Source organism: Streptomyces toyocaensis, assembly GCF_000725125.1.
Classification (GTDB): domain Bacteria; phylum Actinomycetota; class Actinomycetes; order Streptomycetales; family Streptomycetaceae; genus Streptomyces; species Streptomyces toyocaensis.
The window spans coordinates 1-25,046 of the sequence record NZ_JFCB01000016.1 but is presented as its reverse complement, the minus strand read 5'-3'; the positions used below and the strand labels follow the sequence as shown (position 1 = coordinate 25,046).

Genomic DNA, 25,046 nt, shown 5'->3' with positions numbered 1-25,046 from the left:
GCAGCCGACCATCCGAAGCAGGAGATCGTATGAGCGGCTATGCTGCGGCAGACGGCGCGCACACATGTACGCGACACGCCGCTATGGGGCGGTAGCTCAGCCGGTTAGAGCAGCGGACTCATAATCCGTCGGCCGTGGGTTCGAGTCCCACCCGCCCCACCAGTAACGCGCCCTGGCCCTCGGCAGCGTCTCCTCGGAGCCGCGTCTCAGCGGCCCTCCCGCCCGGCGCAGCGGGAGAGCGCCTCCGCCACCTCGTGCGTACGCGGGTGGTCACTGCCCTGGATGCGGATCATGTCGGCCAGCAGCGAGGTGAGCAGGGTGGCTGCCCCGCCCCTGTCGCCCGAGCGTTCCAGGAGCTCGGCGCGTTGCTGGCGGGTCCGCAGCGCACGCGGGTGGTCGGCACCGAGCACGCTGTCGACGGCGGGCTGGAGTGCGGCCAACTCCGCCAGTGCCTGCGCCGGTTCACCCGCGAGGCCGCGCCAGAAGCTCAGGTTGACGCGGTAGGTGAGGGTGGTCGGGTGGTCGGCGCCGAGCGCGCGCTCGGCGTCCTCGGCCGCGGCGGTGAACTCCTCGACCGCGCGTTCGCGTTCGCCCGCCAGTCCCCGCCAGTACGCGAGGTTGTGCCGGGCGATCAGGGTGTCGATGTGGAGGCGGCCGACGGCGGACTCCAGCAGCGGTACCGCTCGCAGGTAGAGGTCGACCGCCGCCTGCGTGTCGCCCGCCTCGCCGGCCCACCTGCCCAGATCGGTGAGGACGCTCAGCGTGAGCGGATGCCCGGGGCCGTGCCGCCGTTCCAGCATCCCGACAAGAGCGGCGCTGTCGTCCCGCGCGCCGCCCGCGTCGCCGGTCAGGCCGCGGCAGAGAGCGGCCTCGCGCCGTGCGCTGATCACCACGGCATGGTCCGCACCGAGGATGCCGGCCGCCTCGTCGGCGAGTTCGGTGAAGTCGTTCAGGGCGGCGGCCGCCGCGCCCTCCTCCATCCGGAAGCGGGCCTCGTGCAGCCGTATGGTCAAGGTGTCCGGGTCCGTGGGGCCCAGGGCCCGCTCCGCTTCTCGCCGGATCTGTTCCAGCGAGGTGTGCGCCGACGCCGCGTCCCCCAACTCGCCGGTGGCCAGGGCGATCCGGCTGCGCAGGTACAGGACGTCGCGGTGCGCGTCCCCGAGGTGGCTCCGCGCCGACTCCAGCAGTTCCTGGCAGATGTTCCGCGCCGCCGTGTCGCGGCCGAGTCCGGCCAGATAGGGGCCGATCCGGCGCAGGACGGGGTGCATGCGCCCGTCCCACAGCGAACGGTCCGCCGTCCGGCGCAGGACGTCGACGCTGCGGTACAGGGCCGCCTCCGTCTCCGGCTCGCAGGCGCGCTCCACCGCGCACGACCAGAGCTCCTCGACCGCGTCGGCGGCGGCCGCGGCGAGCCGCGGCCGCACCTCCTCCGGCACGCTCTCGCGTGTCGCGCGCTGCACGAGGGCGTGCACCTCGACCGAGGCAGGCGTGCGGGAGGGGGTGTGCGTCACGAGGCTGAGGCGGTGCAGAGCGCGCAGCGAGAGGAGCACGGTCCGTTCACCGGGCCCTGCCGGGACGCTGCCCGCGCCGCTGTCGTCGCCCGCTCCCCGCACGATCCACCGGCGGGCCGCCGCCGTGTGCAGTACGGCCTCCGCCACGCCGTCCGGTGCGAGCATCGACAGCAGTTGGAGTGCGGCCCTGGCACTTCCGGGGGGTGCGAGAGCCTCCGCCCGGTCCAGGGCGAGCTGCCAGGCGGTGGTCACGGTGTCACCGTGCTCGTCGGCCGGCGAGGTCGTCGGCAGCAGATCGGAGAGCCTCTGTCCGGGGTCCTCAAGCAGCTGACGGTACGTCCTGAGGGCCATGCCGGTGTCGATCAGGAACGCCGCCGCCTGGGACAGGGCGAGCGGGAAGTGGCCGAGCGCGTCCGCCAGCGCGCGCAGCTCCCCGTCGTCGCCGTCGTCCCCGTCGGCCGGAAGCCGTGAGCGGAGGTAGTCGACGGCCTCCTGGGGCGCGAAGGCCCCGACCGGCACGATGCGGGAGGCAGAACGGATCACCGCCGCCTCCCGCCGGCGGGTCGTCACCAGGCTCCTGCCGTGTTCCCCGACCGGCCTGAGGCCCCGCAGGTCCCCCGGTTCGTCGACGTCGTCCAGTACGACGAGCCACGGCCGCGTCGTCGTACGCAGCCAGGAGAGGAAGAGGTCGGCCTGGGTCTCGTCGTCCCACCCGCTTCCGCCCTCCCCGCCCGAGATCACCCGCCATGCCCGCGCGTACACCGTGAGAACGGACTGGCGGGACGAGGCGGGCACCCATATCCGGACCCCGCCGGGCTGCCGGGACCGGTGAAAGGCTGCCGCGGCGAGCTGTGACTTCCCCACCCCGCCCGGCCCCGTGAGGACGACCTCCCGGACCGCGTCGTCCCGCAACGCCACATCGATCGCGTCCGAAAGGGCCGCCCGCTTCCGCAACGAGGCCGCGTCGCTCGGCGGCCTGCCGACGACCACCTCCTCGGCGGTGCCGCCGGCCGGGCCGGTGGCGGTACGCGGCACGGGCACCGCAGGGGCGCGGTCCTCGTACGCCGCGCGCCACAGCCGCTCCCAGGCGGCGATCGAGGACCGTGGATCGGTGGGGCCCGCCAACGACTCGACGGCGCGCACGAGGGAGACCACGGCGTGGAAGTCGCGGGGCACCGACCGCCCGCTCAACCACTCACCGAGACGGCGGGCGTTGACACTGACGCGGCGCCCGGACGGCAGCACCGTCCGGCTCGCTCGCCGGGCCAGCGCCTCGTCGGACAGATCCGGCAGCCGGCGCCGGAGCCGCGTCAGCGCAGTGGCGAAAGCCGCTCTCGGCGACTCCTCCGACTCCGGGAGCTTCGGCTCGTCCATTTCCGCAACTCTAGGCGGAACGCCCGGATTACGGGATCCGGTTCCGCACTCCGGTCCGGCCCGGTCCGGGGACTCCTCGTTCCGTTCTCCCACCCGGCCCGACCTGTCCCGATGCCGCCCGGGGACGCCCGGCGCGGAAACCGGGAGGCCCGGCGGCGCCGTACGGTGCCGCTCCAGTGATCCCCGGCGAGGCGGAGGCGGCGACATGGTGCGGGAACAGACGGGCGGCAATCTCGCGGTATGGAGGCTGCTGCTCCTCGTCGGAGTGCTCGGCAACGCCGTCGGCCTCATCGGCGGGACACCACTCGTCACTCTGATCGCGGCACCACTCGCGATCGCCGGAGCGATCGGTCTGATGGCGGCGCGGCGCACGCAGGGCGGCTCCGGTCGGTCACCGCGCCGGTGACCGGCACATCCGGACCTGAGGGGGAGGAAGAGGATGGTTGCGTACACGGGTCTGGGGTGTCTGCCCATCGTGCTGCTGGGCGCCCTGATGGGCATCTGGTTCGCGATCACCGACGCGCGGGACGGCGACTGGGCGACCGCCTGTCTCGCCGCCGTCGCGATCACCCTGGCGTTCGGCCTGGTCAATCTGATGGCGGCCCTCTCCCTCAACCGGGCACGGACGCCGGGGCGGCTGCCCGGCCGCGGTGCCACCGTGTGGACCCCCCGGCACCGGACGGGCGGCACACCGCTGCAGTGTTTCTCGCCGCACTTCCTGGCGGTGGCCGGTCTCTTCGGCGCCGGCTGGACGCTCCAGTGGGTGCACTGGTCGGTCGCCGCGGCCGGGTACGGCGCGCTGACCGTGCTCTACCACGGCGTGCCCGGACTCGCGCGGCGCCCGGCCAGGGCGGCCGCCGTCGGCGAGCGCGGCCGGTACGCGCGTGCTCATGGCTGGGCCTTCCGGGAACGTCTGCCGTCTCTCGCCAGGCGCTGGACGCTCGACCCCCTGCAACCGGTGGCCATGGACGAGGCGGCGCTCATGAACGTTCCGTCCCGGGCCGTGCTCCGCGACCCCTTCGCCGTGATGTCCGGCACCCACGAAGGCGTGAGTTTCACGGTCGCGGACGGCTTCGTGTCCGAACCCTTCGCGCCCTTCCGGGCGTGGCAGCAGCACCATGTCACCGTCTGCGCCGTGCATCTGACCATCGGTTTGCCGTTCGTCCGGGTCGCGCTGCCCGACAGGGACGTTCCGCACTCCCGCCACACCGTCGAGGTCGAGACCCTGCGGCCGGACTTCGCCGAGGCACTGGTCACCGAGGAGACCATCGAGGCGATGCTCGCCGCGGAGCTGACGGAATGGTCGATCCAGGGGCGGGACGTCTTCACCGTGCTCCGGGAGCAGCCGGCCGACCACGACCTCGAGGTCGTCCACGCGATCGAACAGCTCACCGCCCTCGTCGCCGCGCTGCCCGCCGATCTCGCCCCGTGGGCCGACGGCACCGCGCCGGACCTGCCGCTGCGGCCCTGAGCGGGCGGCCGCAGCCGCGTAAGCGGCTGCCGAGCGCGCCCGGCGGGCGGGAGGGGAGCCGGATCGCTCCTCTCCTGATTGCCGCCGGCCGGGTCGAGGAGGCCGGCGGCCGTGCGACCGGCCGGACGGAGCGGAGCCCGCACCGGGCTGCTCCTCCACGGCCGGGAGGAGGCCGCGGCCGGACGCGCCGCCGAAGTGGCGGCGCAGGCCGCTCGGTCAGGTCTGCCGCTCGGCCCGCGCGGGGGTCCCGGTCCGGGCGGGTGCCCGCCCGTCCCTGACGTGCTCGCGGCAGCCGGACGCCGCGGAACAGGTCAGGACCGTGGCGACGGCGGGGCGCGACGACTCCCCGGCTCACCCGCCCTCCGCGTTGTCGTCCGACGCGTCGGGGGCGTCCGCGGGGTCGCGTTCGCCCTCCGCCTGCGACGGGGTGGTGTGCGGGACGTCCGGGGTGGTCCATTCGGCGTCGTCCCTGTCGCCCTCGGCCTGGGAAGGAGTGTGCTCGCTCATCGTGCTGCCTCCTGATCGCGGGACCGTGCCCGCCGGGTACCCCGCGCGGGGGAGGGCTTACCGCGACGAGCGGCGGGCCAGCGCCTGCGACAGCGCGGCGCGGACCTCCTCGGGCGGGGGAGCGCCCTCCGCCTCCGTGGATGCCGTGAGCGACTCGGCGACCGCGCGGAGCTTGGTGTTGGACAGCTGGGACGCCTCCCGGAGGATGTGCCACGCCTCGTCCGGGGTGCAGCCGTACGTCGCCATCAGGACGCCGCGGGCCTGGTCGATGACCGGACGGGAGGCGATCGCCCGCCGGAGCTGCTCGACCTCCTCCTGGAGCAGGTTCAGCCGCTCCTCCCGTTCCCGCGCCACCGTCGCGGAGAGCGGCGACGGAACACTCTCCGGGGCCGGGGAGCGCAACGGGTCCGTGGTGTCGAGGCCGGCGAGTTCCAGGATGCGGCGCGGCTGAGCGTTCCAGCGGGTGGCGGTGACCGGCAGCGAGTGACGCCGGCCGTGGTCGCGCAGCACCTCCAGGAACTCCAGTCCCGCCGTGTCCATGAAGTGCACGTCGCTCATGTCCAGATCGATCCGGGCCGTGCCGGCGGGCAGCTGGGCCAGCTTCTCGGCCAGCGCCTCGGCAGACCCGCGGACCAGATCACCGCGAGGGGTGAGGAGCGCCCGGTCCGCGTCCGTACGACCGCCGATGACCAAGGTGTTCCGCCTTCCCGGAGGGGCAGTGGTGCCGCTGAGCTCGTGGCACCACCTCGTCGGTGCTCGCGAACCCGGGCCGTTCGGGTGGGTTCGGCCGCCGCCGGCACCGTAGGGGTAGGCTGCACACGGTCCCGGCTGCGCTGTGGGTGCGCCTGCCCGCCTTGCGGCCCACTACACACCGCGCCGGGGAATGGCCGGGAACCGCCCGGGGTAGGCGCGGTCCCGGGAGCGTGGGGAGACGGGCGTTGGACGAGCGGCATCGGACGGCGTACGGACCCGGACCTGCGGTGCCGTACCTGACGGTGCGTCCGCTGGAGGGATGCCGGGGGGTGCGTGCGGCCGGGGAGATCGGGCTGGCCACGCACATGATCTGGGAGCGCGCACTGGAGCAGGCGGTGCGCGAAGGTGAGGCCGTGTACTACCTGGAGTTGTCCGAGGTGACGTTCGTCGACGTCGCGGGCGCCGGAGCGCTCGCTGCCGCCGCCGGCCGGCTCGGCGACGGCCGCCGGCTGGTGGTGCGCCGGCCTCCGCCGACCCTGCGCCGGGTACTGGAGACGTTCTGGCCCGACCTGTCGACGATCGAGGTGTCGGTGTCATGAGTACCGCGGCCGGAACGGTGGGGGCCACCACCGACCCCTTCCTCCACCCCGCTCTCTTCTACCGTGACGAGCGGGAGTACCTGGACGGCACCGTCCCCTTCGTGCGCGAGGGACTCGCGGCCGGTGAGCCCGTGGCGGTCGCCGTGCCCGGCGACCGGCTGCGGATGCTCCGGGACGCGCTCGGCGCCGACGCGGAGAGCGTCCGGCTCCTGGACATGCGGGAGGCCGGCCGCAACCCCGGCCGGATCATCCCCGGCGTGCTGCGCGCCTTCGCCGACGCCCAGCCCGCCGGACGCCGGGTGCGCATCATCGGCGAGCCGGTCTGGGCCGGCCGCTCCTCCACCGAGTACCCGGCCTGCGTCCAGCACGAGGCGCTGATCAACGCCGCCTTCCGGGGCCGTACGGTGACCATCCTCTGCCCCTACGACGCCGTACGCCTGCCGGGGCACGTCCTCGAGGACGCCCACGCCACCCACCCCACCGTCATCCCGGCCGGCTCCCGCCCCGCGCGGGACAGCGAGGCGTACGCCCCCGACGCGGCCGTCGCCCGCTACAACGAGCCGCTGCCGCTCGTGACGGACGCCATGACCTTCCCGTTCGCGGCCGACTCGCTGCCCGATGCCCGGCACGCCGCCTCCGACGAGGGACGGCGGCTCGGCCTCACCGGCGTCACCCTGCAGGACCTGGCCCTCGCCACGGCCGAGCTCACCACCAACAGCGTGCTGCACGGCGGCGGGGGCGGAGTGCTGCGGGTCTGGGCCGAGGACGGCCATGTGCTGTGCGAGGTGCGGGACGGGGGACGCATGACCGACCCCCTCGCGGGGCGCCGCCCCGCCGGCCGCGACCAGCGCGGCGGCCGCGGCCTGCTGATGGTCAACCTGATCGCCGACCTGGTACGGGTGCACACCGGCGACCGGGGCACCACGATCCGCTGCTGGTTCCCCCGATGACGGCCTCCCCCGGCCGTCAGGCGCCCAGCGGGTCCAGCACCATCGGCGCGATCCTGCCCTCCAGCATCGCGCCCAGTCCCTCCACGGCGCACAGCTCGGGCCGCTCCGCGATGTGCACGGGCATGCCCGTGGCCTGACGCAGCATCTGGTCGAAACCCGGCAGCAGGGCGCTGCCGCCGACCATCATGATCCCGCGGTCGGCGAGGTCGGCGACCAGATCGGGCGGGCACTCCCGCAGCACCTTGCCGATGCCGTCGAGGACGGCCGTCAGCGGCGTCTGGATGGCCCGCCGCACCGCGGCCGTGTCCACCTTCACGGAGCGGGCCAGACCCGTGGCCACGTCCCGGCCGTGGATCTCCGTCGACTCCGGGCCCTCGGGGGTGAGCCCGTTGCCGGAGAGGGCGAGCTGCAGGGGCCGTACCGACTGGCTCGGCAGCATCAGTTCGTGCTGGTGGCGCAGGTGCTGCACGATCGCGTTGTCCACGGCCTCACCGCCGACCGGGATGCGCTGCGCCTGCACGATCGCCCCGAGGGAGAGCACGGCCACCTGAGTGGCCGCGGCGCCGCACACCATGATCATGGTCGCCTCGGGCCGCTCCACCGGCAGACCGCAGCCGACGGCGGCGGCGATCAGCGTGTCGACCAGCTCGACCCGGCGGGCGCCGAGACCGACCAGCGTCTCGATCGCGGCGCGCTGGGCGAGCGGGTCGGCGTCGTGCGGGGTGCACGCCGCGGCCCGCAGCCGGGGCCTGCGGCGCAGCGAGCGGCGGGTCCGGTCGCCGATCAGCTGCCGCAGCATGCGCTGCGCCATCTCGATGTCGACGACCGTGCCCCCGTTCACCGGCCGCACGACGCGGATGTACGCCGGCGTACGGCCCGTCATCTTCTCCGCGAACTCACCGACCGCGATCAGCGCGCCGGTACGGGTGTTCACGGCGGCGACGGACGGCTGGTCGACGACGAGTCCGGCGCCCTTGACGTACACCCGGGTGCGGGCCGCCCCCAGGTCGACGGCGAAGTGGCAGCGGCGCAGCTGCTCCAGACTTGCTGTCACGGCGGTTCCTCCCGAGTGCGCGCCCACGGGGCCGCCGGGCGGCGGACCTCTCAGGCATCGTGCGCGCGGGACGGGGGCGGGCGCCTTTCCTGGGGGGCCGGGTGGGGGGCCGCCGAACGGGCGGTGCGGATCTTCCCTCCGGGTCAGGAGTCACCGCGGGGTGGCAAGGAGAGGACCGCGTCGAGCAGCGGACGCAGTCCGGCGACCGTGAGACTCGCCCGACCGGCCCCGCGGAAGAAGCCATCGGTGGGTCGGCAGCCGACGAACGGCACGCCCGCGACCCCAGCGGTGTTGCTCTCCACGACGGTCGACCCGATCATCACGCAGCGGGCCGGTGCGACGCCGAGCCGCTTGAGGGCGCGGTGCACGACGTCCGGGTGCGGCATCAGCCGGGCCAGGTCGGCGGAACGGCCGTGCACGCCGCCCGTCACGTGCGGGGCGAGGGCCTGCCGGGCCAGGAACAGCTCGGCCGCGTCGGCCGTGTGATCGGTGACCACGGCCAGGCGCGGGTACCGGAGGGACAGCGCGCGGACCAGTTCGACGGCCAGGCCCGCCGGCCGTGCGGTGCGGGCGGCCCGTGTCTCGCGGCGGTCGAGCTCTCCGCGCAGTTCCTCCGCCGAGGGATGGGCGGCCAGCGCGCGCAGCAGTTCGACGGGGAGGATGCCGTCCCCCGTGAGCGTCACCGGCCGGCCCTCCGGCGTCAGCGGGTGCCTGCCGGACAGGGCATCCCTCGGATCGCGCGTCTCGACGGCGAGCCGGGCGAGGTCCCGTACCACCTCGGCCGCCCTGTCGTCGTCGAACAGCCTGGTGAGCGTGGTGTCGAAGCCGAGGATCACGGCGTCGGCGGCCAGGAGCGTCTCGGTGAGGCCGGGTGCCGGGTGCCGGGCGCCGAGCGGCGGGGAGGCGGCGGAGGCGGCGCCGACCAGGACGTCCCAGCGCACGGTGCACCCGGGTACGTCGTGCGGTCCGAGCCGGTCCAGGAGTGCCTGCCGCAGCCGGCCCGCGGCGGCGAAGGGAAGGCGGTCGGCGGCCGCGCGCAGCCGTCCGACGACGTGCCGGCGGATGCGGTCCTCCACGTCGTGCGGGCCCTCCGCGACCAGGGCGATCGGGTCGGACACCTGCCATGTCGCCTCGCCCTCGACCACGGCGACGGACTCGTCCGGCAGTTCCGGGCCCCGCTCGGCCAGCTCCGTACGGCGCTCGGTCAGGTCGACTTCGTAGTAGTGGTCGGTGCCCGGGACGCGGCTGGTGCTCAGCCGCCGGCCGTCGGGCGAGGCGTAGACGACCGTTCTCGTCAGTCCCTGCGACGGCGGGAGGTGCATGGCGGGCAGTGGAAAGGGGCCCAGCACGGGGTGCGCGGTGCCGGTCGCGCGGGTGAAGAGACCGTGCCAGCCCTGTGTCGGGTCGCCGCCGAGGGGCCGGAGCAGCCCGGTGACGTCGGGGTCGGCCGCCAGTTCGTCCCGCAGGGAAGGGGCGAGGGCGAACACGCCGTGCGCCTCGGACGAGTCCAGTGCCGCACGGAGCGCCGTCCCGGCGGGCAGCTCGGCCCGTCTCTCGTCCCGCGTGCGCCGGACGATCACGACGAGCCGGGGGCCACCCACCTCCCTGAGCATGTCCGGGAACCCCCGCAGGGCGGCACGCAGCAACCGCGCCGTCGGGCCGCCCGGCGACGTGAGGACCGTGTAACCCCCGTCCCGCCGGAGGAACTGATGATCGTCGGCGGGCAGCCCGGAGGCCGTCAGCACCCGGGTGACCGCCCGCCCCAGAGCGGTGAGCGTGTCGGACCGCTCGGGACCGTCCGCCCAGTCGAAGAAGAAGCAGGTGCGGGCGTCGGCGTGGTCCGCCGGGCCGGGGCCGACGGGCTCGGGCGGGGAAGCGGGGGACGAGGGGCCGTCACCGGGAGGGTCCCAGGCGGGGTAGGTGCCGTCGGGCAGCTCGTCCGGCGCGGCGAGCGGGTCGTAGGCCGGCTCGTCGGAGGCGAGAGGCGGCATCTCCGGTGCGCCGTCGGCGGCCTCCTCCCGCAGTTCGTGCCCGAGGGCGAGCAGTTCGGGGTCGTGTCCGCCGGCCAGCTCGTACTCCTCGTACGCCGCCAGGGCCTCCTCGGTCCGACCCTGACGCCGCAGGGCGAGGAGGTAGAGGCGGCGGAAGTCCTCGCGGAAGGGGTGGGCGCGTACCAGGACCTCCAGGTCGGCCGACGCGCGCTCCGGTTCTCCGAGGTCCAGGTCGACTTCCGCGCGTTGACGGTGGAGGCTCAGCCGGAGCCGAACCAGGCGGGTCCGCGCGCTCCGGGCGGCCGGGCCCGGCACGCCGGCGAGGGGATCACCGTCGCCCCAGAGCTCCAGCGCCTCGGTGAGCAGTACGCGCGCCTCGGCGAGGGCATCCCGACGGCGTGCCTCGTCGGCCCGGCGGACCAGCTCGTCACAGAGAGCCAGGTCCACGTGGTCGGCACTGGTGTGCAGGACCAAGCCCTGGGGCGGTGTCCCCAGCACGCCCGGCCCGAGGGCATCGCGCAGCCGCGTGGCGGTGGAGCCCAGCACCGCCGCGGCGTCCGGCTCGGCGCGCGTGCCCCACAGCCCTCCTTCGAGCTCGTCGAATGTCACGGTGCGTCCGCGTTTGAGCAGCAGCATGGCCAGCACGGCGCGCTCGTCCGGACGCAGGTCGGGGGATCCGCGGCCATGTTCGACGCCGAAGGGGCCGAGGGCGCGGTAGAAGCGCCGTTGGTACGCCGCTTCGGCCCGGCGCGGCAGGGCGGGGTCGAGGAGCAGGTCCCTGCCCTGGTTCTGTTGCCCCAGGGACCGCGACATCAGCAGGTTGAAGGCGTCCGCGTACGTCTCTCGCAGGTCGTGCGGGAGGTGACCGAGCTGATGCGGGCCGACGGGTACCGTCAGCCGCGAGGTGCCCGAGGCCAGTTGCAGCAGCAGGTCGCGCAGCGCCCGCAGATCCTCCGACTGCCCCGCCCTGCCCATGGCCCTGGCGGGTTCGACAAGGGTGAGCTTCACCGTTCCGTCGGGCAGCAGCACCACCTGGGACGGACCGAGCACGCCGTGGGTCAGGCCCGCGGCGTGCAACGCGGTGAGGGCCCGCGCGAGCTGCGCGCCGACCGATACCAGCAGGGGGGCGGGCAGACGGTGATCGTTCGGCGCGGCGAGGTGGTTCAGTCCCACGCCGTCCAACTGCTCCATGACGAGATACGGAACGTCGCCGTCGAAGTCGGCCGCGTGGACCCGCACCACGTTCGGGTGGGTGAACCGGCCCAGCAGTCGCGCGTCACGCAGAAACGCCTCACGCCACGTCGGGTCGGTGATCCTCCCGTGCAGCCGCAGCGCCACCGTCGTGTTCGTATCCGTGTCCTCGGCCAGCCATGTGGTCCTGGTCGAGTGGAGCCGCCGCACCAGCCGGTACCGGCCCCCCACCACACGCGGCGGCTCACCGGGGCCGGGCGACGACGACGTCACGTCCCCACCCGTCAGCCGTCGTGCGCTGTCCGTGCTGACCGACGCGAACGCCTCGCCGTCCACACCGGCCGCCGTGCCGGACGGGGCCGGGACGGACGCCCAAAAGTCCCCCGGCACCCGGCCCGCCCGGTCGTCGATCAGGGCACCGAGGCGGAGCAGCAGGGCGGCGGTGTCGTACCGGGCCGAGCGGGGCAGGCCGCGCAGCAGCAGATTCCGTACGCCGGGCCGGAAGGCGTAGGAGCCGGGTGGGCCCGGGACGGTGGTGAGCAGCCCGCTGAGGATCACCTCGGCGAGATGCCGGGGCCGCGGGGCCGGGTCGACGGCGGCCTGTACCAAGCGCATCACGGGCAGATCGGGGCGGCCCAGGGCCAGGTGAGCGGCCAGCCGGAAGGCCTCGGGGGAGGCGCTCCCACGGAAGCGCAGGACCAGGTCCTCGGGGGGCAGGCGGCCGAGGTCCGCGCGGTGGTCGACGTCCGCCGGGAGGGACGGACGCAGGTCGGCCACGGCCGCCGGGAACGCCGTGCCGCCCGGCGCGGCGACCAGCCGGGCCCAGTTGGACAGCCATTCGGGGGCCGGTTCCAGCACCGGCAGCGGCAGCATCCCGCCCGTGGGGAGCCGGTTCGCGGGGCCGGAGGTGTCGTAGGGACGGAAACGGAGCGTCGCGGCGGGTGCGGCGGGGCGCGGGGCGGAGAGCAGGCCCGGCGTGGTGGGCAGGGCGGTGTCCCGCCACAGGTACTCGGGGAGCGGCTGGACGACGGCCAGGGACATGCGGTGGGCCCAGCGGCGGAGGGTGCCGTACCACAGGTCGCCCGCGCGGCCGTCGCGCCACTGCGGGCCCATGCAGTCGCTGATCACCAGGGTGACGCCGCGGCCGTCGGCCGGGGCGTGCGCGCCGGGACCGCGCACCGTGCCGTCGGCGCCGACGGAGAGCAGGGACACCGTGCGGAAGACGCCGGACTGGGCGAGTGCCGTGTGCAGTTCGCGGATCAGCGGGCGCCACACGGGCATCGTGGGACCGGTGTCGTGCACGAGGTTCAGCCGCAGCCAGCGTTCCGGGGCGGGGCGCATGACCGGCAGCCACCAGTCGGGGGCGGCGCCGAGGCGGGCGATGCGGTCGGCGGTCGCCCTCTCGTCCAGTTCACTGCCCAGCGGCGCGTCGACCCGGCGCTTGAGCGGACGCAGGGACCGCTGCAGCGCCAGGGGCCGGTGCAGCATCGGGGGCGCCGGGGCCAGGAGGGTGGTGTGGGGTTCGTCCGGCGGTCCGGAGGACGGGTCCGGGGATGGCAGATGGAGCGGCGCGCGCGGGGGTTCGGCGGGAGGGGCGGGCGGTGGCGGCTGCGGCGCGGGCGGCGGGGGCCCGGAGGGCGGAACGGGCGCGGCGGGCCGGGGGGCGGCGGGTTCGGCGGGCGGTCGGGGCGGGCGCGGACCGGTGCCCGGCTGGTGGTCCATGGTCCGCGCCAGCCACAGCAGTTCGGCCAGTTCCAGCGGGGTCGGGCGCGGGCCGCCGGCCGCCCGGCCCAGTACGTCGGCCAGGCGGGCCAGCGGGTCCGGGAAGCCGGAGTCCTCCGCGGGCCCGTCAGAAGGCATCGGCCTGCGGGGTCTGTCCCAGGTACGGCATCAACTGCTCGGCCAGGTCGTCGAGGGACTCCGCGCCGAGCCCGGTGGCGTGGGCCAGGTAGATCGCGTTGAGAAGCTGGTCGGTGGCGAGGTCGCCGGCGCCCGACCGGGCCAGGAAGCGCTCGATCAGGCCCTGCGCGTAGGCGTCGGGCTCTCCGAGGTGCGCGCGGACGATGCCGGCGAGCTGGCGGTCGTCCGGCCGGCGCAGGCGCAGCGTGACGCAGCGGCGAAGGAAGGCGGGAGGGAACTCGCGCTCCCCGTTGCTGGTGAGGACGACGAAGGGGAAGGCCCGGCAGCGGACCCGGCCGTGCTCGACCGGCACCCGTTCCCCGGTGCCGTCGATCATCACCTCGGCCTTACCGCCGGGGTGGTGCCGGGCGGTACGGGCCAGTTCGGGAATCTCGTACTGGCCCTCCTCCAGCACGTTCAGCAGGTCGTTGGGCAGGTCGAGGTCGCTCTTGTCGATCTCGTCGATGAGCAGGGCGCGGGGGCGGGCGTAGGGGAGGAGCGAGGTGCCCAGGGGGCCGAGCCGCAGATGGTCCTCCACGCCCGACCCGTCGCCGGGCGGGTCACCGGCGGTGCGGGCCCCGCCCGGTGCCCGGTCGTACCGCTCGGCGGGCTGCCCGGCCGTGCGCCGTGCCGCGTACAGACGGGAGAGCGGATCGTACTGGTAGAGGCCGTCGTTCAGCGTGCTGCGGCTGGTGATGTTCCAGCGCAGCACCGGGCCGAGACGCAGCTCGCGGGCGACCGCGTAGACGAGCGAGGACTTCCCGGTGCCGGGCGGACCGGTGACCAGCAGCGGACGGCGCAGGTACAGGGCGGCGTTGACGAGCTGGACCGTCTGCGGTGTCGCCCGGTAGGTCGCGGCGCGATGGGTGCGGTCGGGAGAGACCGCGGCGGTGTCGGCCTCCTCGTCGGGCGGGTCGAGCGCGGGACCGCCGTCGAAGGCGCGCCAGGGCGGGGGCGGCGGCAGGCGGTCGATGCCGTCGTGCGGCTCCTCGGTGCCGGTGTAGACGGGCCACAGGGGCATGGGGTTCTTCTCCGTGGGGTCTCGGCGGGCGGTCAGGCGACAGGGGAGTGCAGGGGCGCGGCGGTCTCGGGGAAGCAGCGCGGGTCGTCCCACAGCAACTGCACGTCCCTCGCCCAGTGCCGGTCCGTCTCGTCGTGGGCGTCCGCGGTCAGCCGGAGGGACAGGAGGTGATGCGGGAGGTCGGCGGGCGGAACACCGGCGACGGACGCGGTGAGCGCGTCGAGGAAGGCGTCACCGTCGCAGGGGCCCTCGTGACCGGGGCCCGGACAGCCCGCACGGGGCCACAGCAGCACCGGAACGGGGACGGTCAGGCCGACCTCGAAGTGCTCCCGCGCGGCGTCGGGGGAAGAGGCGAAGCCGACCAGGGCCGTGGCGTCGTCCCACAGCCGCTTGCGCAGACCGGACGGCCGCTCCGGCGTGCCGCACTCGATGCGCTGCACGGCCGCCGCCGGACCTCCGTCCAGCTTCTGCCACTTCTTGCGGAGTTGGTGGCGCATCCGCCCGCTGCGACGGCGGGTGCGGTCGGCCACCACGAGCGGATAGGCGCAGCCGAGCGGAGTGGGGTCGTCGGCGCCGCACTCCCAGCGCGCCACCGGCTCGTTCAGCCAGCCACGCGGCAGGACGAAGGCGAGCAACTCGTCGGCTCCCGGGGCGAGCTGGGTGACCGCCTCGTCGATGTGCTCCTGGACGTAGGCCCGTACGGCGGACCGCGGCAGCCGGCGGGCCCCCACCGGGCGGCGCCGCCCGTCGCGGTACGCGGACACCTCCACGGTGACCTGGTCGGGGCCGGCACCGCTGTGGTCGATCTCCACGACGATGGGCGACCAGGCGGGGACCCCCCGGGACCGTCCGCCCGGGGCCGTACCGGCTGTCCCGTACCCGCCGTCGACGTGGTCCAGCAGCTCCCGCAGCCGAAGCGCGAACCGGGGCACCGCCTCCGGCACCTCCCACTGCACATACGCCGCCGCGGACGCCAGGGAGCCGAACCCGCCCGCGGGCAGGCCGGGACCGAACGGGCCGACGGCGTCGACGTACAGCCGGTCGTGATCGCACGTCCGCCCCTGTCGCTCGGCCCACCGCACCAGGTCGTACAGCTCTCTGAGCTGGTCCCGGGTGTGGCCCGGAGTGGGCACCAGCTCGCCCAGCCCGCTCCAGTAGCGGGCCATGACCTCGGTGGGCAGCATGCGCCCCGCGCGCACCTCCCGGCCGCCCGCGACCGCCGTGACCATGCCGACCACCGACCCGTCGGCCAGCGTCACCGCCGCCCCGCTGAAACCGTCGGCCAGCGGCTGTCCGTGTCCGGAGACGGCTTCCAACTGCACCCACTCGCCCGCGATCAGCGGACCGGGCACCGCGCGGTAGTGCGCGAGGGCGCCCTCGTCGTAACCGCGGGGAAAGCCGTACGCGGTCAGACCGGGGGAGGGGACGTCGCGCTCCGCGCCGGGCGGTGCGAAGACGGCCGGCGCGAGCGGTACCTCCCGCTCCAGTTCGAGTACGGCCAGGTCGCCCGGGTCGGTGGTGCCGCCCCGCCAGCCGCCGTGGACGGCCACCGTGGCGGAGAGCTCACCCAGTCCGGAGCAGTTCGGGAAGCTCACCGACACCGCCGAGGTGCCGCTCGCCGCTACGACATGGGCGCAGGTGACCACCCGGCGCGCCGAGACGAGGAAGCCCGCGCCCACGTCGTTCCCGCACCGGATGCGGGTGTGCCAGGCCGCCGCGCCGCTCATCGGCGGTCGGCGGCCTCGGCATCCGTGCCGGGCGTCGTCCCGGGCGCCCAGCTGAGCTTGACGACCAGATGTCCCTCCGCCGCTCCCTTGGCGATGACGGCACCGGCCTCCGCGGTGAGTTTCACCCCGAACTCCAGCTCCACCGCGTCCGGTGCGAGCGAGACGTCGCGGAACACCCGCAGCGCGGACTCGGCGGCCGCCCGCACCCCCTCCAGGGACCCCTCGAAGGTACGCGTCGCCCGGGCCGGGGCGCCGCCGCGCGAGACGAGCCGGGCCCCGGACTCGTCCTCCACGCCCTCCACCACGACCGCACCGCCGCTCTCGGTGGTGAACTGCATCAATCCGTCCATCGCGCGGCGCGCCCCCGTTGTGTACGACTGCGTGAACTCCTCATGTTACGGCTGGTGTTCGCCGGGCGACGGGCAACCGGCCGACTTCGCCCGCCCGTCCGCCCCGGTTCCCACGACCCCCCTCACCACGCCCAGCTCCACCAGGTCCTGCGGACGGATACGGAGTTGGCCGGCCGTCGTCCGTGCCTGCTCCGGGGGGCGCTTGAGGATGGCCGCCGCGAGTTCCGGGGCGATCACCGAGAAGTAGCTGTCCGGGGTGGCCCAGGTGTTGCCGGGCGCCGCCAGGGCCAGCGCGCCGCCGGAGCCGCCCTCGCCGACGACCAGCGTGGTGACCGGCGTACGGGCGGAGGCCACGGCGCCGAACAGATCGGCGATGGCGGCCCCCGCGCCCTGCCGTTCCGCCTCCGCGTCATTGGCCGCGCCCGGGGTGTCCACCAGCGTCAGCACCGGGATGCCGAGCCGGTCCGCGAGCCGGACCAGCCGGGCGGCCGTGCGGTACCCGGCGGGACGGGTCGCCGTGCCGGTCTGCGCGGCGTAGGCGACCGTGCGGCCCCGGTGCTCGCCGAAGCCGCAGAGCATGCCGTCGGGGTCCGTGCCCCCGCAGCGGTCGCCGCCGATGGCGACACGGGAGGTGAAGTAGGCGTCCAGGTAGGCGGTGGCACGGGGGCGCCGGGGGGAGCGGGCGCGGCGGACCGCCTCCCAGCCGGTGGCCGGGAGGCCGGCCGCGCCCAGCGCCGGGGGCGGCGGGGCCGGCGCGGTGGAGGGGCGGGTCAGCAGCCGCAGCCAGTGACCCAGGGTGTCCCGCAGCGCCTCCGGCCGGACCAGCGCGTCCGCCGCGCCCGCCGCCACCTGCGCCTCGGCCGTGTACGCCGCGGGGTCCGCGTCCGCCGGGCGGACCCGCGAGCCGGCGAAGCCGACCTGCGCGCCGGGCAGCGCCAGCACGACGTCGGCGCCCGCGCCCAGGGTGGCCCAGCCGCCGCCGGTCGTCGGGTCCCGCACCACGGCGATCTGCGGCAGCCCGGACTGCCGGGTGAGCGCGGACGCCCTGGCCACCCGCTGGAGCTGGGTGAGGGCGAGCATGCCCTCCTGCATCCGGCTGCCGCCGGTGGCGACCAGCGGCACCACCGGCAGGTGGTGCGCGCGGGCATGCGCGTACGCCGCCTCCAGGCGGTCGCCGGTGCGTGTACCGAGGGAGCCGCCGAGGAAGCCGAACTCGAACGCGACGAGGACGGCCCGGGTGCCGTCGACGTCCCCGGTGCCGCAGACCACGGACTCCCGCTCGCCGGTGCGCTCGGCGGCGCGGGCGCGGGCGGTGTCGTAGCCGGGCCAGCCGAGCGGACCGTCCGGGTGCCCGGGGCGCTCCGGGAAGGGCAGCTCGGTGAAGTCGTCGGTGACGAGGGCGAGGGCCCCGCGGGCGGAGAGACGGTCAGCCATGAGACAGCGCCCGCTTCATGACCTTGCCCATGTCGTTGCGGGGGAGGACGTCGAGGTGGTGGAGGACGCGCGGGCGCTTGTGGGGGGCGAGCCGCCCGGCGACATGCCCGGCCAGCTCCTCAAGGCCGGGCGGGGACTGCGGATCCGCCGGCACCACCCAGGCCACGATCCGCTCGCCCAGATCGGCGTCCGGCTCCCCGGTGACCGCGGCCTCCCGCACCCCGGGGTGCTCCAGCAGCGCGTTCTCGATCTCACCCGCGCCGATCTTGTAGCCGCCGCTCTTGATCAGGTCGGTGGCCTTGCGGCCCACGATGCGGACGTAGCCGTCGGGGTCGCGCACCGCCATGTCCCCGGTGCGGAACCAGCCGTCGGCGGTGAACGCGGCGGCCGTGGCGTCCGGCCGGCCCAGGTACCCGGTGAACAGGTTCGGCCCGCGCACCTGGATCTCACCGACCGTCTCACCGTCGTACGACGTCACCGGCGAGCCGTCCTCCTCCACCAGCCGCAGCTCCACCCCCGGCAACGGCACGCCGACCGTGCCGGGGCGGGCCTCGCCGTCCGCGCGGACGCTGGTGTTCATCAGCGTCTCGGTCATGCCGTAGCGCTCGACGACCCGGCGTCCCGTGGCCGCGCCGATCCGCTCGTGGTCGTGCACGGGCAGCGCGGCGGAACCCGACACCAGCAGCCGCGCGCCGGCCAGCGCCGTCACCAGGTCCGGCTCGGCGGGCAGCGCCTCGGCGAGGCGGTGGTACATCGTCGGCACGCCGAACAGCATGGTGGCACCGGCGTTCAGCTCGCGCGCCACGCCCCCGGTGGTGAACCCGCCCAGGTGGCGCACCGAGCCGCCGCGGCGCAGCGGGCCGAGCGTGCCGAGGACGAGGCCGTGCACGTGGAACAGCGGGAGCCCGTGCACCAGCACGTCGTCGGCGGTCCACTGCCAGGCCTCGGCGAGCGCGTCCAGGGTCGCGGCGATCGCGCGACGGGGGATGACCGCGCCCTTGGGCGGGCCGGTGGTGCCGGAGGTGTAGACGATCAGGGCGGGATCCTCGGGGTCCCGGTCACGGTCGTCGGGGAGGCCGCCCGGGGCCGCCGCTTCGGGGGCCGGGTCCACATCGAGCCGGGGCAGGCCTGCCAGGGGGGCGGGGAGTTCGGTGCCGGGGGCGGTGAGCACCAGGTCGGGGGTGCTGTCGGAGAGGATGTGGCCGAGTTCCTTCTCGCCCGACTTCGGGTTGAGCGGCACGACGGCCGGGCCGGCGAGCAGCGCGGCGGTGACGGCGACGGCGGTCTCCAGCGTCGGCGTGGCCCATACGGCGACGCGGCGCACCCCCTTCAGGTCCCCGGCCACGGCGCCGGCCGCCGCGGCGAGTCGCCCGTACGTCAGTTCGCGCTCGCCGAAGCGCAGGGCGGGCCGGTCGGCCCGGTGGCCGTCGGTCAGGGCCGGGAAGAGAGAGGACACGGGGCGTATCTCCTTGGCTGGCTGGCTGGCTGTCGGGGCGGGCGGTACGGGGTGCCCGGGGGCAGGGTCCAGGGTGTCCTACCCGCGGCCGGGGACGACCACCGCCGGTGCGTCGGTGTGGGCCGGGGGCAGGTTGCGCGGCCCGGCGCTTGCGGGGGTTCCGCCACCGATGCTGGGGCTTCACCGAAGGTGAAGGTCAAGCCGCCCCTCGTGGTTCCCGCGGGCGGTTGTTAGCCTGCTCGGCGATCAGCTGTTCGAACGAGGAGTGAGCCACCATGCCCCGCATCGCGCTCGTGACCTGCGCGCCCGGCCCCGACGTCGCCGAGGACCGCGACCTGCCGGGGCTGGTGCGGGCGCTGGAGGCGGCCGGGGCCGTGGCGTCCGCCGAGGTGTGGGACGACGGGGAGGTGGACTGGTCCGGCTTCGATCTCGCCGTGATCCGGTCCACCTGGGACTACAGCTGGCGGGCGGCGGAGTTCACCGCGTGGGCCGAGCGGTGCGCCGCGGCGACCCGGCTGGCCAATCCGGCGGACGTGGTGCGGTGGAACACCGACAAGCGGTACCTCGGGGACCTCGCCGCTGCCGGGGTGCCCGTGGTGGACACCCGGTACCTGGCGCCCGGGGACGCCCTCGGCCTCCCGGACGCGCACGAGTACGTCGTCAAGCCGGCCTCCGGCGCCGGCGCCCGGTTCGCCGCCCGCTACGCGCCCGACGAGCACGCCACCGCCGTACGGCACGTCGGACGCCTGCACGCGGAGGGGTTCACCGCGATGGTGCAGCCCTATGTGCGCAGCGTCGACACCGCCGGGGAGCGGGCGCTGCAGTTCTTCGGCGGGAGCCTGCTCCATGCCAGCCGCAAGGGTCCCGTCCTCACGCCCGGCACGCCCTACGACCGGCGCAAGGTCGCCCACCCCGGACTGACGGACTGGACGCCCACCCCCGCCGAACTCGCCGTCGCCGAGCGGGCGCTGGCCGCCGTGCCCGGAGCGCCGGACCTGCTGTACGCGCGCGTGGACCTCGTGGACGGCGAGGACGGCCGGCCCCGGGTGATGGAGCTGGAGCTCGTCGAGCCGAACCTGTTCCTGTGGCTGCACCCGGAGTCGGTGCCGCGTGTGGTGGAGGAGACCCTCAAGGCCGCGGCCCGCTGACCGCCGTACGCTGCAGCAGCCCCCAGGTGAACTCCGCGACCACCTCGCGCCGTGCGCCCGACGCGTCCGGGGCCGTGAAGGCGAGCCCCCACCGGGTCGGCGCCGTGCCTTGAAGGGGGCGGGCGGGCGCGAAGGCGCGGGCGGCCTCGTCCACCGTGCAGGACCAGGGGGTGAGGTCCTCCACCGTGCGCAGGCCGGGCGCGGGGGCGCCCGGCGCGCGGACCAGCCACTCGTTCCACACCGCGCCGCCGGACGCCGCCGTCAGCACCTCGAAGCGCAGGTCCGGCCAGAGCGGGAGCGGCCACTGCCACGCCTCGCAGTCCAGGTCCCCGATCCGGCGCGCGGTCCGGGACTCCGGCTCGCCGAGCACGGAACGGTACCGGGACAGGGCCGGGCGGGAGCGCGGCGAGCGGACCATCGCCTGCCAGCGCTTGTTGGCCTCGCGCATGTCGGTGAGGGAGGCGCCCAGTGCGCGCCGGGCGTCCTCCACCGGGCCGGGGTTGTGGTCGGCCATGCGGCGCAGCAGGACGAGCTGGAAGTCGAACGGGGTGAACGGGCTAGTGGGGCGTCGTCCGGTGGGCACGGGACCCATCGTCGCCCACCGGCGGCGCTCCCGGGCGGCGGCCGTCCGGGAGGAACAGCACCGAGTTGACGTAGCGCGGGCCCCGGAACGGCAGGACCCGGCGCAGCAGACCGTGCGTGACGACGTACGAGGTGCGCGCCTGGTGGGCCTCCAGCGGGAAGCGGGACAGCGGGACCCAGGAGCCCGCGGGCAGCACCCAGCCGTCGTAGCCCAGCATCGCCAGGTACGTCACCACCGGCGCGATCGGCTGGATGCGGGACTCCAGCTCCACGAACAGGGCCGGGCGGTCGCGGGCCAGGATCCCGGTCGCCCCGCGCAGCACCGCCGACTCGTTGCCGTCCACGTCGATCTTGATGAAACCGACGCCGCACAGGCCGAGTTCGTCCAGCGTGACGCTGGTGACGTCCAGGGAGGTGCCGTGGATGTCCCGGCGGACCAGCGACGACACGCCCCGGTCGCCGCCGTCGTCCGGGGGGAGCCACAGGCGGGCGACGCCGGGCTTGTCCGAGGCCGCGGCGCGGATCACCCGCACGTTCGGCGGGGCCGACGCGGTGAGCAGCCGGGCCAGGTGGGGCACCGGCTCCAGGGTGACCACCCGGCGCGCGCGCCCGGCCAGCCGGCGGGTCCACGGGCCGTACCAGCCGCCGACGTCCACCGCCGTGTCGCAGTCCGGCGGGCACAGGTCGGCGAGGCGGGCCAGCTCGGGCTCGAAGCGGGGGTAGACCGCCCGGGCCGTCGCGGCCACCAGACGCGTGGGCAGGAACGCCGCCGCGCGGGCCGCGAACGTGCGTCCGGTCCTCGTCACGGCGTCGCCCCCGGGGCCCCGGCCATCCGCGTCAGCTCCCGCTCGTGCTCCTCCTGCGACACCTGCTCCCCGGACGACGGCAGCAGCTGCGGGATGCCGTCGACGATCGGGTAGCGGCGGCGCAGACGCGGGTTGTACAGCGCCTCGTCCCCCTCGTCGTCCGGGGCGAGCAGATGCAGCGGCCCCTTGTCGAGCGGACAGGCGAGGATCCTCAGCAGCGGGTCGTCGGGCTTCACGGTCGGGTCAACTCCTTGGCCGGGACGGGGGACGGTGGCGCGGTGTCGTGCTTGGGCATGGCCAGCAGTACGGCGACCGCGAGCACCGTGCCCGCGACGCGCAGGGCCAGCCGCAGCGGCTCGTCCGGCAGTTGCTCACCGAACGACAGCGTGCCGAGCACCGCCGTGAACAGGCAGGTCACGGTCGTGCACACCGGCACGATCAGTGAGGCCCGGCAGCGCTGGAGCGCGGCCTGCGACATCACCAGCCCGAACACACCGGTGAACAGCAGCAGATAGGGATACGGGGAGCCCAGCAGTCCGAGCACCGCGCCGCCCACTCCGCCGGTCGTCAGGTGGCTCGACACCCCCTTGATGGCCAGCGAGCTGACCCCGTAGAGCAGGCCCACGGCGACGCCGTACTCGACGCCCGTCGTGGGCAGCCGGTGCCGGTGGCGTGCGTTGCGCTCGGCTGAGCTGTACAGCCACACCCCGGCTGCCAGCGCCGGTACGCACACCAGCAGGATCACCGGATACGGCGCCTGCTGCCCCACCGTGTCGGCGCCCGCGCCGCTCTCCCGCAGCGACAGCACCACCATCAGCAGGGCGAGCAGGATCGCGCCGAGGGCGTACCGTTCCCGGCCGCTGGTCTCCTCGCCCAGCAGCCGGGACGACAGCAGGACGAGCAGCACGAGGCCGGAGACGAAGATGCCCTGCGCGGCGGCGATCGGCAGCGTGCGGTACACCGCGAGCTGGGCGGCGAAACCGGCCGCCAGGGCCAGCGAGCCCCCGATCCACAGCGGGCTGCCGAGCACCAGCCGCAGCAGCCGGGCCGGCCGGCGGACCGTCACCTCGGGCAGGCCTGCGAGCGCCCGCTTCTCCAGGACGAACCCGCCGCTGTACAGGACGTTCGCCAACAGGGCCGCGGCCACTCCCCACCACATGTCCCCCCGCCCCCCTCACGTCCGCCGGGCGTGCAGCAGCAAAATCGACGAGAGCGGCGGCCGGGCGCACGCCAGCCGGTCCAGCGGGCGCAGCACACGCGGTACGCCGTGGAAGGGGGCACCTTCGAGGCGTACGACGGTGAAACCGGACGCGGCCACGAACTCCCGCAGCGCGCGGGCCGTGTACAGCCGCAGGTGTCCGACCACCTCCGAGCCCGGCCGCCCGTGGATGCCGCGCAGGCTGACCTCGGAGAACACCGGCTGCACCCCGGCGAGCAGCAGACCGCGGTTGTACCAGGCGGCCAGGTTCGGCGTGGACAGCATCAGATGGCCCCCGGGGCGCAGCACCCGGCGGATCTCGTCGAGCGCGGCGTCCGGGTCGACGAGGTGCTCGAGCACCTCGCTGAAGAGCACCGCGTCGGCCGAACCGGCGGCGAACGGCAGCCCGCCGCCGGTGAGTTCGCCGCGCACCGCGTACAGCAGCCGGGTGCGGGCGCGGGCGAGGGCGTCCTGGGACCAGTCGACGCCGATCAGGCGGTGACCGCGCAGGAAGGGGGCGGCGGTGGCGGCCGCGGCGCCGTCACCGCAGCCGATGTCGAGAACGGTCCGCGGGCCGCCGGTGCCGGCCGGACCGAGCGCGCGGGCCAGCATGCGGGCCTGGCGGCGGCTGCGCGAAGGGCCCGAAGCGACGGGCACGGCGGGATTCTCGTAGAAGTCCCGCAGCTCGCGGGGCGGGGGTGCGGTGGTCGTCACTCAGGTCGCCTCCGTGGTGTGCAGGTGGTGCGCGAAGAGATCGCGCAGGCGGGCGCCGTCACCGGGGCCGAGCAGCGTGCGCGACCAGCGCAGCGCGAGATGCAGCCGGCCCGCGGTGGAGGCGGTGGTGACGGTGAGCCCCCGGGGCATCCGGGCCGGCGCCGAGAACCAGACGGCGTGCGCCCGGCCCGCCTCCTGACCGAAGTCCAGCGGGTACGGGACCCGGCCGATGTTGCTGAGCAGCGTGGTCGACGTCCAGGGCGCCGCGGCCCTGCGCAGCGCCCTGGTCAGCGCGGCGCGGCAGGCGACCGGGGCCCAGGGGGCGGTGAGCAGGGCGGCGCCGTGGCCGAGCTGGGGGCGGGGCAGGGACTTCAGGGCACGGGTGCGCAGGGCGGTGCGGCGCAGCAGTTCCGGCAGGTCGGGGGAGTCCAGCTCCTCCGGGGCGAACGGCACCTCGACCAGCCGGGTGCCGTTGCCGATCGGCATCGTGGTGTCCCGGGGACGGTCGTCGACCGGCATGGTGATGCGCAGGGGGCGGCGCGCGGCGCCGTGCTCCCGGTTCCAGTCGACGACGGTCAGGGCGGTGGCGACCATGAGCTGGTCGTTGACGGTGTAGGGGGCGCCCTTGGGCCGGTGCGGCAGCGGCAGTTCGGTGACGAGCATGCCGTTGCCGGGCGAGGACTCGGGCGTGCCCCGGGCCACTCTCGCCGGCGGCGACCAGGTGGACGGGGCGTCCGGCGGGTCCTGCGGCGCCTCGGGCGGCCGTACGGGCGAGGCGGCCGGGGCGTTGTCCCGGCCGCCGTACAGCTCGGCGGCGGTGGCCAGCACGCGCAGGCAGGCGGGACCGTCCAGGGCGGTGTGGTTGACGGTGAGGAGGAGCACGGTCCCCTCCCCGCCCACCACCTCGAGCCGGACCGGCGGTGACGCCGTGAGCGGGGGCGCCCCGGCCAGCGCGCGGGCGCGGGCGTCCCGCAGGGCGTCCTTCCCCGGGGCGGGGAACCTCACCACCTCCACGTCCGGACCGTCGGTCGGCTCCCACTCGTAGCGGCGCCGGTACCAGGGCCCGGGTGCCTCCCGCACGAGGATCCGCGGGTGCCGCCGCAGCGCCTCGGTGAACGCCTTGCGCATGCGGGCGGCGTCCAGGACCCCGGGGAGGTGCACCTCGATGTGCACCGTCTCCGGCTCCTCCTCCTGGAGGCAGTGCCGGGACACCTCGTCGACGACGGGGAAGGGGATCCGCGGGGGTGCGCTCATACGGCCCCGCCCCCTTCCGGGCCGCGCCGCGGCCGTGGCACGTGCGGCGCGTGCGGTCCCGCGCCCGGCGGCGGCACCGGGCCGCGGGGCGGCTGCGGCCGGCGCGACCCGGCGTT

At 75.4% G+C, this 25,046-nt stretch carries 21 protein-coding genes and 1 tRNA gene; 6 read left to right on the top strand and 16 right to left on the bottom strand.

Annotated features, from left to right (window positions below):
• The first annotated feature begins 85 nt into the window (after positions 1 to 85).
• Positions 86 to 162, top strand: a tRNA-Ile gene (locus BU52_RS18230).
• A gap of 44 nt (positions 163 to 206) precedes the next feature.
• On the opposite strand, the gene BU52_RS18225 is transcribed toward BU52_RS18230, so the two are convergent.
• Positions 207 to 2,885: a tetratricopeptide repeat protein gene (locus BU52_RS18225; protein ID WP_051858351.1), complete on the bottom strand. Its 2,679-nt coding sequence runs from the start codon at positions 2,883 to 2,885 to the stop codon at positions 207 to 209.
• Between the two features lie 205 nt (positions 2,886 to 3,090).
• Between BU52_RS18225 and BU52_RS18220 the strand changes: the two genes are divergently transcribed.
• Both BU52_RS18220 and BU52_RS18215 read left to right on the top strand, forming a co-directional pair.
• Complete coding sequence (locus BU52_RS18220; RefSeq protein WP_037935592.1) at positions 3,091 to 3,291, top strand: hypothetical protein; 201 nt, start codon at positions 3,091 to 3,093, stop codon at positions 3,289 to 3,291.
• 33 nt (positions 3,292 to 3,324) lie between these two features.
• Positions 3,325 to 4,356, top strand: a complete 1,032-nt coding sequence (locus tag BU52_RS18215; protein WP_037935590.1) for a hypothetical protein — start codon at positions 3,325 to 3,327, stop codon at positions 4,354 to 4,356.
• Positions 4,357 to 4,707: 351 nt separating this feature from the next.
• Here BU52_RS18215 and BU52_RS35690 read toward each other — a convergent pair whose 3' ends face one another.
• Both BU52_RS35690 and BU52_RS18210 read right to left on the bottom strand, forming a co-directional pair.
• Positions 4,708 to 4,863, bottom strand: coding sequence for a hypothetical protein (locus BU52_RS35690; RefSeq protein ID WP_167343525.1), 156 nt, complete (start codon positions 4,861 to 4,863; stop codon positions 4,708 to 4,710).
• Positions 4,864 to 4,920: 57 nt separating this feature from the next.
• A complete protein-coding gene (locus BU52_RS18210) occupies positions 4,921 to 5,556 on the bottom strand; it encodes an ANTAR domain-containing response regulator (RefSeq protein ID WP_037935587.1) in 636 nt (211 codons plus the stop codon).
• 245 nt (positions 5,557 to 5,801) lie between these two features.
• Between BU52_RS18210 and BU52_RS18205 the strand changes: the two genes are divergently transcribed.
• Complete coding sequence (locus BU52_RS18205) at positions 5,802 to 6,155, top strand: STAS domain-containing protein (protein ID WP_407702047.1); 354 nt, start codon at positions 5,802 to 5,804, stop codon at positions 6,153 to 6,155.
• Positions 6,152 to 7,105: an anti-sigma factor RsbA family regulatory protein gene (locus tag BU52_RS18200; RefSeq protein ID WP_037935582.1), complete on the top strand. Its 954-nt coding sequence runs from the start codon at positions 6,152 to 6,154 to the stop codon at positions 7,103 to 7,105. The genes BU52_RS18205 and BU52_RS18200 overlap by 4 nt, the downstream gene beginning before the upstream one ends.
• A 16-nt stretch (positions 7,106 to 7,121) precedes the next feature.
• Here BU52_RS18200 and BU52_RS18195 read toward each other — a convergent pair whose 3' ends face one another.
• From BU52_RS18195 to BU52_RS18165, 7 genes are all read right to left on the bottom strand, one after another.
• Entirely contained in the window at positions 7,122 to 8,159 is a 1,038-nt protein-coding gene (locus BU52_RS18195; RefSeq protein ID WP_037935581.1) for a rod shape-determining protein, read from the bottom strand.
• Positions 8,160 to 8,302: 143 nt separating this feature from the next.
• Positions 8,303 to 13,201, bottom strand: coding sequence for an SAV_2336 N-terminal domain-related protein (locus tag BU52_RS35320; protein ID WP_051858348.1), 4,899 nt, complete (start codon positions 13,199 to 13,201; stop codon positions 8,303 to 8,305).
• Entirely contained in the window at positions 13,191 to 14,261 is a 1,071-nt protein-coding gene (locus tag BU52_RS18185; protein WP_037935578.1) for an AAA family ATPase, read from the bottom strand. Before BU52_RS18185 ends, BU52_RS35320 begins: the two co-directional genes overlap by 11 nt.
• Positions 14,262 to 14,293: 32 nt before the next feature.
• The gene (locus BU52_RS18180) at positions 14,294 to 15,988 is read right to left on the bottom strand and encodes a VMAP-C domain-containing protein (RefSeq protein WP_037935576.1); all 1,695 of its coding nucleotides are present in this window, start codon (positions 15,986 to 15,988) and stop codon (positions 14,294 to 14,296) included.
• Complete coding sequence (locus BU52_RS18175; RefSeq protein WP_037935574.1) at positions 15,985 to 16,338, bottom strand: CU044_2847 family protein; 354 nt, start codon at positions 16,336 to 16,338, stop codon at positions 15,985 to 15,987. Before BU52_RS18175 ends, BU52_RS18180 begins: the two co-directional genes overlap by 4 nt.
• 45 nt (positions 16,339 to 16,383) lie before the next feature.
• Positions 16,384 to 17,772, bottom strand: coding sequence for a carboxyl transferase domain-containing protein (locus BU52_RS18170; protein WP_037935572.1), 1,389 nt, complete (start codon positions 17,770 to 17,772; stop codon positions 16,384 to 16,386).
• Entirely contained in the window at positions 17,765 to 19,228 is a 1,464-nt protein-coding gene (locus BU52_RS18165) for an acyl-CoA synthetase (protein WP_037935570.1), read from the bottom strand. The genes BU52_RS18170 and BU52_RS18165 overlap by 8 nt, the downstream gene beginning before the upstream one ends.
• Positions 19,229 to 19,503: 275 nt before the next feature.
• Between BU52_RS18165 and BU52_RS18160 the strand changes: the two genes are divergently transcribed.
• On the top strand, positions 19,504 to 20,376 hold the full coding sequence (locus BU52_RS18160) for an ATP-grasp domain-containing protein (RefSeq protein ID WP_037935567.1): 873 nt from the start codon (positions 19,504 to 19,506) through the stop codon (positions 20,374 to 20,376).
• Here BU52_RS18160 and BU52_RS18155 read toward each other — a convergent pair.
• The 6 genes from BU52_RS18155 to BU52_RS18130 are packed head-to-tail and all read right to left on the bottom strand — an operon-like array spanning position 20,357 to position 24,930.
• On the bottom strand, positions 20,357 to 20,968 hold the full coding sequence (locus BU52_RS18155; protein WP_037935565.1) for a hypothetical protein: 612 nt from the start codon (positions 20,966 to 20,968) through the stop codon (positions 20,357 to 20,359). The two genes, BU52_RS18160 and BU52_RS18155, sit on opposite strands and share 20 nt — an antisense overlap.
• Positions 20,934 to 21,764 (bottom strand): FkbM family methyltransferase, encoded by an 831-nt coding sequence (locus BU52_RS18150; RefSeq protein WP_037935562.1) that lies wholly within the window; start codon positions 21,762 to 21,764, stop codon positions 20,934 to 20,936. The genes BU52_RS18155 and BU52_RS18150 overlap by 35 nt, the downstream gene beginning before the upstream one ends.
• Positions 21,761 to 22,000, bottom strand: a complete 240-nt coding sequence (locus BU52_RS18145) for a Trm112 family protein (RefSeq protein ID WP_037935559.1) — start codon at positions 21,998 to 22,000, stop codon at positions 21,761 to 21,763. Before BU52_RS18145 ends, BU52_RS18150 begins: the two co-directional genes overlap by 4 nt.
• Positions 21,997 to 22,911, bottom strand: coding sequence for a DMT family transporter (locus BU52_RS18140; RefSeq protein WP_037935556.1), 915 nt, complete (start codon positions 22,909 to 22,911; stop codon positions 21,997 to 21,999). Before BU52_RS18140 ends, BU52_RS18145 begins: the two co-directional genes overlap by 4 nt.
• Positions 22,912 to 22,938: 27 nt before the next feature.
• Positions 22,939 to 23,676: a class I SAM-dependent methyltransferase gene (locus BU52_RS18135; protein WP_037935553.1), complete on the bottom strand. Its 738-nt coding sequence runs from the start codon at positions 23,674 to 23,676 to the stop codon at positions 22,939 to 22,941.
• Positions 23,677 to 24,930, bottom strand: coding sequence for a condensation protein (locus tag BU52_RS18130; RefSeq protein WP_037935551.1), 1,254 nt, complete (start codon positions 24,928 to 24,930; stop codon positions 23,677 to 23,679).
• Positions 24,931 to 25,046: the final 116 nt, after the last annotated feature.